Origin of the sequence: Xanthobacter autotrophicus (assembly GCF_030015065.1) — a bacterium.
Taxonomy (GTDB): domain Bacteria; phylum Pseudomonadota; class Alphaproteobacteria; order Rhizobiales; family Xanthobacteraceae; genus Xanthobacter; species Xanthobacter autotrophicus_D.
On sequence record NZ_JAIVFN010000146.1, the window covers coordinates 1 to 8,874 of the forward strand.

An 8,874-nucleotide genomic window follows, 5' to 3' on the forward strand; every position below is an offset into this window, starting at 1 on the left:
GGCTGGTCATGGCGCCACCATAGTCCCGCCCGCGCGGGACGAAAACGGGGCTGCGACCGCCTCCGCCTCCCGCCGTGCTGGGTTCGGGCGCAACAGGCCGGGCTCACCCCATCCGGCGGGCGGCTGCGACCACCGCCTGTCCGAAGGCGAGGCCGCCGTCATTGGCCGGCACTTCAGCGGGCACCAGCGGGGCGAGGCCGCGCGCTTTGAGCCGCCGCACCATCTCGTCCAGCAGCCGGGCATTCTGGAACACGCCGCCGGACAGGGCGACCGCCGTGAGGCCTTCCGCTTTCGCCACCTGTGCCGCCGCAGCCACGAAGGCTTCGGCGAGGCCCGTATGGAAGGCGGCGGCCGCGGTGGCGCGGGGCCGGCCGGCGTGGAGGTCGGCCATCAGCGCTTTGAAGAGCGGGGTCGGGTCGATCTCGGCGGGAGTCGTTTCGGCATGCAGCCCGAAGGGGTAGGGCGGGGCTTCGCCTTCCGCGACCGCCTCCAGCGCCATGGCCGCCTCGCCCTCGTGGCTGAGGCGGTCGGGCGCGAGGCCGAGCAGCGCCGCCACCGCATCGAACAGCCGGCCGGCGGAGGAGGCCGAAGGCACGTTCAGCCCCTTGTCCATCATGGCGCGCAGGGTCAGGAGCGGCTTGCCGGCGAACCGCGCCGTGAGGTGCGGGTCGCGATCCACCGCCGCGCGCCCCAGCGCACGGTCGAGATGGGCGAGCAGCACCCGCCACGGCTCCCGGCTCGCCGCATCGCCGCCGGCCAGCGGAATGGGCGAGAGGCGGGCGATGCGGCGGCTCGTGCGGTAATCGCAGACGAGGATTTCGGCGCCCCAGACGGTGCCGTCCTCGCCCAGCCCGAGGCCGTCCAGCGCGATGCCCACCACCGGCCCGTCCGCCCGCCGCCAGCCGGCCTCGGCCATGGCGGCGGCCATATGGGCATGGTGGTGCTGCACCCGCTCCAGCGGCAGGCCGCCTGCTGCGGCGAGGTCCTCGCCGAGGCGCGTGGCGCGGTAGTCCGGGTGCAGGTCCACCGCCACCACCGCCGGCTTGTGGGCGAACAGCGCGGCATAGTCGGCGCGCGCGGTCTCGAAGGCGTCGCCGGTGGCCGGCTCGTCGAGGTCGCCGAGATGGTGGGAGAGCAGGGCCCGCGTGCCGTGGGTGAGGCAGAGCGCGCTCTTCAGCTCGCCGCCCAAGGCGAGCACGGGCGGGGCGTCGGCGAAATCGGCAGGCAGGGTCAGCGGCATGGGGGCGAGCCCGCGCCCGCGCCGCATCACGCGGAGCCGGCCGGCCACATGGCGCGCCACGCTGTCGTCGAGGCGGCGGGCGATGGGCCGGTCGTGCATCAGGAACGCATCCACGATGCCGGCGAGGCGTTCGCGCGCCTCGTCGTCGCGGAAGATCTGGGGCTCGCTGGAGCGGTTGCCGGAGGTCATCACCAGCGGCCGGCCGGCGGCGGCCAAGAGCAGGTGATGCAGCGGCGTGTAAGGCAGCATCACGCCGAGATGGCGCTGGCCGGGGGCAATGCCCGGCGCCAGCGGCGCGTCGCGCTTCAACTGTAGCAGCAGGATGGGCGCGGAGGGGTGGGCGAGGGCCGCCTCCTCGTCCGGGGTGATGAGGCAGAGGGCGTGGGCGGTGGCGAGGTCCGCCATCACGGCGAGCGGCTTGGTGGGGCGATGCTTGCGGGCGCGCAGCAGGGCGACGGCGTCCGCGTTGGTGGCGTCGCAGGCGATGTGGAAGCCGCCGATGCCCTTCACCGCGAGGATCTGTCCCGCGCGCAGCAGTCCGGCGGCGCGGTCGATGGGGTCCGCACCGGCGTCGTCGCCGCCCTCCAGCCACAGGCGGGGGCCGCAGTCCGGGCAGGCGATGGGCTGGGCGTGGAAGCGGCGGTCGGCGGGGTCGTCATATTCCGCGCGGCAGGCGGGGCACATGGGAAAGCCGGCCATGGTGGTGGCCGGCCGGTCATAGGGCAGGCCGGTGACGATGGAAAAGCGCGGGCCGCAATCGGTGCAATTGGTGAAGGCGTAGCGGAAGCGCCGTGCTTTAGGGTCGGCGATCTCGGCGCGGCAGGCGGGGCAGGTGGCCACATCCGGCACCACGCCCACCGAGACGGTGCCCGCCCCGCTCGCCACGATGCGGAAGGCGCCGTCCGGCACCGGCGCCGGGCACCGCGTCACCTGTTCCACCCGTGCCAGCACGGGTGCCTCGTGCGCCAGCGCTGCGGCGAAGGCGTCGCGCGCGGCGGCGGGGCCGGATATGCGGATGACGACGTGGTCGCCGGCGTTGCGCACCTCCCCGCCCAGTCCCAGCCGGTGGGCGAGGCGATAGACGAAGGGGCGGAAGCCCACCCCCTGGACGATGCCGGAAACCTCGATTTCCTCGCCGGTGCCTTGGCTGTCCGTCGCGTCGGTTCCCATGAGGCTCAATGCACCGTGCAGACCATGCAGGGGTCGAACGAGCGCACGATGTGCTGCACGCTCACCGGCGTGGTCTCGCCCTGCCGCACGGGGGCGCCCACCAGCGCCGTTTCCAGCGGTCCCGGCTGGCCGCCGGCATCGCGGGGGGAGAAGTTCCAGGTGGTGGGGGCGATGATCTGGTAGCGGGCGATGCGCCCCTTCTCCACCACCATCCAGTGGCCGAGCGCCCCGCGCGCGGCTTCCGTGAGGCCGAAGGCGCGCCCGGATTGCGGCATCGCCCCCTGCGCGCACCAGGGTGCGCCGGGATGAAGCTGGAGCACCCAGCCTTCCATGGCGATGAGGGTGCGCGCCGTCTCCACCAGCCGGCCGACCACGCGGGCGCGCACGTTGGCACCCTCCTTGGCCGCAAGGTCGCGGGCGAGGGAATGGCCGGTCACCACCTGCCGGGCGAAGGCGCCGGTCTCGAACGGCAGGCCCGACAGGCGCGGGGCCTTGCACCAGGTGTAGCCGGTCTCGTCCGCCGCGTCGGGGAAGGTCGAGCCCTCGAACGGAGCGTGGGGCGCCTCGCGTCCTTCCATGCGGGCGAAGCTGTGGTCCTCGGTGATGGCCGCGGGGTCGAGGCCCTTGGCCCGCCCTGCGGCGAAGGTGCCGCCCGTATAGAGCCGGCCCTCGTCCAGCGCATAGGCGCCGTAGGAGAGGAAGCGGTCGTGGGCGCGGCCGAGGCGCGCGAGGTCGAGGTCGGCGGCGATTTCGAGGAACAGGCGGAAATCGCCGTCCGGTCCCGCCTGTCGCCAGGCCTCCAGCTCCGCCACATCGGCGATTTCGGCCACCCGCTCCAGCGGGGCGCCGTAAAGGCGTTCCTCGAGGTCCGCGCGCACGGCACCGAGGGTGGCGATGAGGCGCATCTGGTCCCGCGCGTCGGCCCCCTTGGCGACGCCGCCCGGCTGGATCGCCAGCGTGTGCGGCCAGCGGCCGGCCAGCAGGCCCATCACGTGGAGCAGCGTCGCCCGGGTCGCCAGCGCCCGGCGCACGCTCTCCCCCTGCGCCGCCTTGAAGCGGCGGGCGGCCGTGGCGAACCACGGGCGGTCCTCATAGATGGCGCGGGCGAAGTCGGGCATGAAGAAGACGTGGAAATGGGTGAGGTGGTCCGCCACATTCTCGGTGGCGAGGATGAGGTTGGTGGCGACCCGGCCATTGTCGGTGGGCGCGATGCCCTCAAGGCCGGCCAGCGCCAAAGCCGCCGCATGGGACTGCGACACCGAGCAGATGCCGCAGATGCGCGGCGCGATGACGAGTGCGTCGCGCGGGTCGCGCCCTTCCAGGATGCGCTCGAAGCCGCGGAACAAAGGCGAGGAGACGAAGGCCTGCCGCACTTCCCCGTCGGCCACGTCGAGCCGCACTTCGAGGTCGCCTTCCACCCGGTTGAACGGCCCGACGACGAGCCGTTTCGTCTGCGCGCTCATCGCTTGCGGATGTCCCGCACGGCGGGCGGGGTGAGCACGTGGTCGGCGGTGGCGTTGCGCCTCAGCCGTTCCGGCGTGGCGGCCTTGGCGAGGGACGACAGGGCGATGAACCACGCCTTGGGCATGTCCGTGGGCAGGCCCACCGGGATGCCGCCGATCTTGGGGGTTTCGAGGAAGGCGTGGCCCGGCTCCTCGAACTCGGGGGCGGTGCAGTTGATGCAGGCGTGGCCGCCCCGGGTGCAGGAGCCCTCGCCGTTCCAAAGCCGCGTGTTGCAGTCGGCATGGGCCTGGGTGCCGAGGCAGCCCAGATGCTCCATCATGCAGCCGAGGTCGCTCATCTTCTCGGCGCTGGCCTTGTATTCATAATATTCGTTGCGCGGGCAGCCGTGGTGCACGAGGTGGTCGGCGTAGAAGCGCGGGCGGCCATAGCTGTCGAGGTCGTCGGCCCGCATGAGGTCGGAGGCGAGCAGCATCAGCGTCTCGGTCACCCAGTTGGGATGGGTGGGGCAGCCGGCCACATTCACCACGGGCAGGCCGGAGCGGGAGCGGAACGCCGCCCCCAGCGCCCCGCCGGGACGGCGCCCGTCATATTGCAGGCCGCAGGCGTCGGCCGGATTGACCCCGGCCGCCGTGACGCCGCCATAGGCGGCGCAAGTGCCGACCGCCACCACGTGTTCGGCGACGGCAGCGAGCCGCCGCGCCCATTCGATGGTGGCTGTGTCAGTGCCGGCGAGGGTGTGGAAGCGCCCGGTGCCGTTGGGCCCCCGCAGCAGCGCGCCTTCGATGCACAGGGCATCGAGCCGGATCTCCCCCGCAAGCACCGCCTCGAACAGGGCGACGGCCTCGGTGCCGGTCTCTTCCGACAGGGTCGGGTGCCACAGGAAACGGATGTTGGCGCTGGCGAGCGTCGCGGCGAGGTCCGGGGCCTCGGCGCACAGCAGCGACATGGTGCAACCGCCACAGCCGCCCGATTGCAGCCACAGCACGGTGAAGGTCTCGCGCGCCGCGGTGCTCATGGCCGCCCTCCCGCCGGAAGAATGAGGGAGATCACCGCGCCGCCGTCCGGATGGTTGGCGGCTTCCAGCCTCCCGTCATGCTCCTCGGCGATGCGGTAGCAGATGGAGAGGCCGAGCCCGGTGCCCTTGCCCACCGGCTTGGTGGTGAAGAAGGGATCGAAGATGCGGCCGAGGATGTCTTCTGGAATGCCCGGCCCGCTGTCGCGCACCCGCACCGCCACCCGCTCGCCGTCCGGGCCGCCGAGGCGCTCGCCGGTGATGTCGAGGCGCGGGTCGGGCCGGCCTTCCAGCGCGTCCACGGCGTTCTGGACAAGGTTCATCAGCACCTGGTGGATGTGGCCGGGATGGCCCACCGCCTCCAGCCCCGCCGGGATCGCGACGCGGATGGCGAGGTCCGGCATCTGGGATTTCGCCACCCAGTCCACCGCCGAGCGCACGACGCTGCCCAGCTCGAACACCTCGCGCGCCTCGCGGTTGTCGGAGGAGAAGCGGCGCAGGTCGGCCACGATGTCGCGCACCCGCTCGGCGCCTTCCAGCATGCCGGCGAGGGTGGCGGGAATGTCGGCGAGCGCCCGGTCGATGCGCAGCTCGCCGCGGGTGCGGGCGAGGGCGGCGGCGTCGGCGCCGGCGTGCACCGCGTCGAGATAGGCGATGAGCCGCTCGGCATAGCGCTTCAAAGCGTGGGCATTGCCATAGACGAAGGAGATGGGATTGTTCAGCTCGTGGGCAACGCCCGCCACGAGGCGGCCGAGGGAGGCCATCTTCTCGGCATGCACCAGCTGCTGCTGGGTATGCTTCAGGTGCTCATGGGCGTTGGCGAGGGCGTGATAGGCGGCGCGCAGCTCGCCGATGGGCCGGCCCACCAGCACCACGCCCACCGGGCGCCCGCGCGGGTCGAAGCGCAGGGCGCCGTTCACCGAGACCGCCTGCGGGCCTTCCGGCGTGGCGAGGGTGAATTCCCGGTCGGCGATGCGCTGGCGCCGCGCCGCCGTGGCGAGCACGTCGCTGGCCGACGTGGGGGAGGAGGGGTCGAGCAGAGCGGCGAGGGGGCGGCCGGTGAGGGCGTCCGCCAGCTGGCCGAACACGCGTTCGGCGGCAAGGTTCACCTGCTCCACCCGCCCGGTGAGGTCGCAGGCGACGAGCACGTCGGTCATGGAGCCGAGCAGGCCGGCGATGAAGCCCTGGGCTTCCTCCAGCGCGGCGTTCTTCTCCTCAAGCTCCACCTGCTGGCGGACCAGCTCCGCATAGGTCTCGTCCATCTTGCGGATGACGGCGATCCACGCCTCCTCCGCATCGACGGCGCCGAAATCGGGCGCACCGCTGGCGAGGGCGAGCGGGCTGTCGGCGAGAAAGTCCTTGCCCTCGGGCACGGGCATCGGGCGGTCCTGACGCGGAAACGGGTCCGAAAGGTTAATCCCGCCCGGGACCATAGCGCAACGCGCCTCTCAGCGCGGCTCCACCCCGTCGCGCAGGGCGCGCAGGCGATCATAGGTATCGGGGAAGGCGTCGAGGCGCGTCACGCCCACCATGCGGACATAGGCCGTGGGCCCGAAGCGGATCCATTGCACCACCTTCACCGGCGCGCCGGTCTTGACGTCGATGCCGTTCGCCATCACCTCGAACCCGCTCTGGCCGGAGATGCGCTGGGGCTCGGCGCGCTCAAGCTTCAGGTCCTTGACGCCGGGCAGGGTGGAGAGCAGCCGGAGGGCGAACTGGCGGCGCTCGTCATCGCGCGGCGCGCCCATGCCCACGGACACCACGAACAGGGGTTGCTCCACGCCTTCGATCACGTCCTTCGGCCCATCGGTGAGCACGAGAGCGCTGCCGCCCAGCGCCCGCACCGGCCTGAAGCCGGCAAGGTTGGTGGCGACGAACGGCAGGGCGGAAACCTGGTCCTGCACCGACCGGACCTTGAGCGTGGCGAAGGCGGCGCGCACCGCGGCGTCGGGATAGGCGGCGGCCTCGCTCTCCGGCACCTGGAGCGTGAGCAGGCCGGTGAGCTGGCTGGTGCCCACCAGCAGCACCCATTTGCGCAGCGTGGCCGGGCCCGCCGTCTGGGTGCCGGTGAACAATGTGGCCTTTCCCCCTTCAATGGGGAAAGCCTCGCGCTTTTCCAGGGTGATGCCCTTGCTGGCCAGCGCCGCGTCGGTGAAGCCGGCCTCAATCTGCTCGTAGGCGTCCGGCGGCATGTCCACGATGAGGAGGGAGGCGGAGTGGGCACGGTCCTCGAAGCCGGCGAAGGCCTGTCCTTCCACCATGCCGGACGGCGGCACCAGGCCGATGGCCGAGCCGCGCGGGAAGACGGCGTCGGCGGCCCACGCCGCGGAGAGCGGCGCCACGACGAGCGCGAAAGCGAGGAGGACGGCGGACGATAGCAGGCGCATGGAGGGCTCCGGCAGGGAAGGCAACGACCCGGCGGCGGGGCCTCCGCTCCCCGCGGCGCCGGATCGAAAGGCCTGTTTCGGGCGACATTCCGGCTTTTCTGTGGGGCGATGCCACAAGCGTGGCGGTTCAGCCCGCAGGATTGACGCGCCGCAGCGTCAGGTTGAAGCGGCCGCCACCGGGAAGCAGCGTGGAGGTGCCGGGCAGGATCCGGTCGATGCCGTGGAAGGCGAGCCGGCTTGGACCGGACAGCAGGAAGATGTCGCCGGAGGCGAGACGGAGGGAGCGGGTGGCACCTGCCCGCGTCTCGCCGCCGATGCGGAACACGGCGGTGTCGCCCAGCGAGATCGAGAGCACCGGCGCCGTGAAGTCGGCTTCGTCGCGATCCTGGTGCAGGCTCATGCGTGCATCCGGCCCGTAATAATTGATGAGGCAGGCTTCGGCCGGGGCGGGAAAGCCCGCATAGGCGTCCCACAGGGCGGCCAGGGCGGCCGGCATGGCCGGCCAGGGGGCACGCGTGTCGGGATGGAAGGCTTGGTAGCGGTAGCCGGCCGCATCCGCGACCCATCCGAGCGGCCCGCAATTGCTCATGCGGACGGAGAACGGCTTGCCGGTGCGCGGCATGGCCGGGGTGAAGAGCGGCGCCGCGTCCAGCACGGCGCCGACGTCGGCCAGGAGGGCGGCCTGCGCGCCCCGGTCGAGGGCCTCGCGGAACCACAGCGCGCCGGGCCCAACCTCCAGGGGCGCAACCTTAAGGGGAGCGGGCGTACAGGCTGGAGTTGTCGTCATGGTTCCGTCCGCTCCGATTCCGGCACTTTGAAGAAAACAAAGGTACCCGACGGCGGCTTTCCCTCGGCGTGACCACGGCTTTAATGCGGAAGTAACTATATGTTACATATCACATTTAAGCTAAGTCGGAACAAAAAGGCGGAGCACGATGTCTTTGGGGTGCTGGGATCGAGAGGAGAACCGCCATGAATCCCCGCCTGAAGAGTCCCCGCCTTCACACCCGTCTTTCGGTCGGTCTTGGTATCGCGTTCCTGATCGCCGGCGCCTCCGCCGCCTCGGCGCAAGCCGTCGTGGTCGGTCCGGGAGGGTATTTCTCGCCGGCGCAGCGTGAGTACATCCAGGCTTATGTGGTGCGTCACCCGGTACCGCCGGCTCCGATCCCGGGGGGCTTCGTCGCCTCAGTCGGGGCGGTGCTGCCGGCCGGCATCCCGCTCCAGAGCTTCGCCGTGGCGCCGACCTATCAGCGCTATGCCACCTATCAGCAGGGCTATTACGGGCCGGGCTATTACGGCCAGGTCTATTACGGCCCCGGCTATGCCGGCCAGGGTGGCTACGGCGTGGGCGGCTACGATGGGGGCGGCTACGACGTGGCCGACTACAACTCCCAGGTCTATCCGGGCGACCTGTATGGCGGCGGCTATGGCGGCGGCGACCTCTCCGGCTACCGCTATGTGGTGCTGCCGGGCGCGGAGGCGGCGATCGTGGAGCCCCGCACCCGCCGCATTATGCTCATCATCGAATGAGCGGGGCGGGCCAATGAGCGTTGCTCCCTTCTCCCGCGGCGGGGGGAGGAGGGGGCGGTGGGCCTCTGGCC

The 8,874-nt window shown here is 71.8% G+C and carries 7 protein-coding genes; 1 reads left to right on the plus strand and 6 read right to left on the minus strand.

Features of this window, described 5'->3' with window-relative positions; translation table 11 throughout:
* Positions 1 to 103: 103 nt before the first annotated feature.
* The 6 genes from hypF to K9U40_RS20420 all read right to left on the minus strand — a co-directional run bounded on the left by hypF (position 104) and on the right by K9U40_RS20420 (position 8,060).
* Positions 104 to 2,410 (minus strand): carbamoyltransferase HypF, encoded by a 2,307-nt coding sequence (gene hypF / locus K9U40_RS20395; protein WP_282891952.1) that lies wholly within the window; start codon positions 2,408 to 2,410, stop codon positions 104 to 106.
* A gap of 5 nt (positions 2,411 to 2,415) precedes the next feature.
* A complete protein-coding gene (locus K9U40_RS20400; RefSeq protein ID WP_282891953.1) occupies positions 2,416 to 3,873 on the minus strand; it encodes a nickel-dependent hydrogenase large subunit in 1,458 nt (485 codons plus the stop codon).
* A complete protein-coding gene (locus K9U40_RS20405) occupies positions 3,870 to 4,889 on the minus strand; it encodes a HupU protein (RefSeq protein WP_282891954.1) in 1,020 nt (339 codons plus the stop codon). The genes K9U40_RS20400 and K9U40_RS20405 overlap by 4 nt, the downstream gene beginning before the upstream one ends.
* Entirely contained in the window at positions 4,886 to 6,265 is a 1,380-nt protein-coding gene (locus tag K9U40_RS20410; protein WP_282891955.1) for a sensor histidine kinase, read from the minus strand. The genes K9U40_RS20405 and K9U40_RS20410 overlap by 4 nt, the downstream gene beginning before the upstream one ends.
* Before the next feature lie 69 nt (positions 6,266 to 6,334).
* Complete coding sequence (locus K9U40_RS20415) at positions 6,335 to 7,273, minus strand: hypothetical protein (RefSeq protein WP_282891956.1); 939 nt, start codon at positions 7,271 to 7,273, stop codon at positions 6,335 to 6,337.
* Between the two features lie 127 nt (positions 7,274 to 7,400).
* A complete protein-coding gene (locus tag K9U40_RS20420) occupies positions 7,401 to 8,060 on the minus strand; it encodes an alpha-ketoglutarate-dependent dioxygenase AlkB family protein (protein WP_282891957.1) in 660 nt (219 codons plus the stop codon).
* Positions 8,061 to 8,245: 185 nt separating this feature from the next.
* Here K9U40_RS20420 and K9U40_RS20425 point away from each other — a divergent pair, with 185 nt between their 5' ends.
* Positions 8,246 to 8,803 (plus strand): hypothetical protein, encoded by a 558-nt coding sequence (locus K9U40_RS20425; RefSeq protein WP_282891958.1) that lies wholly within the window; start codon positions 8,246 to 8,248, stop codon positions 8,801 to 8,803.
* The last annotated feature ends 71 nt before the right edge of the window (positions 8,804 to 8,874 follow it).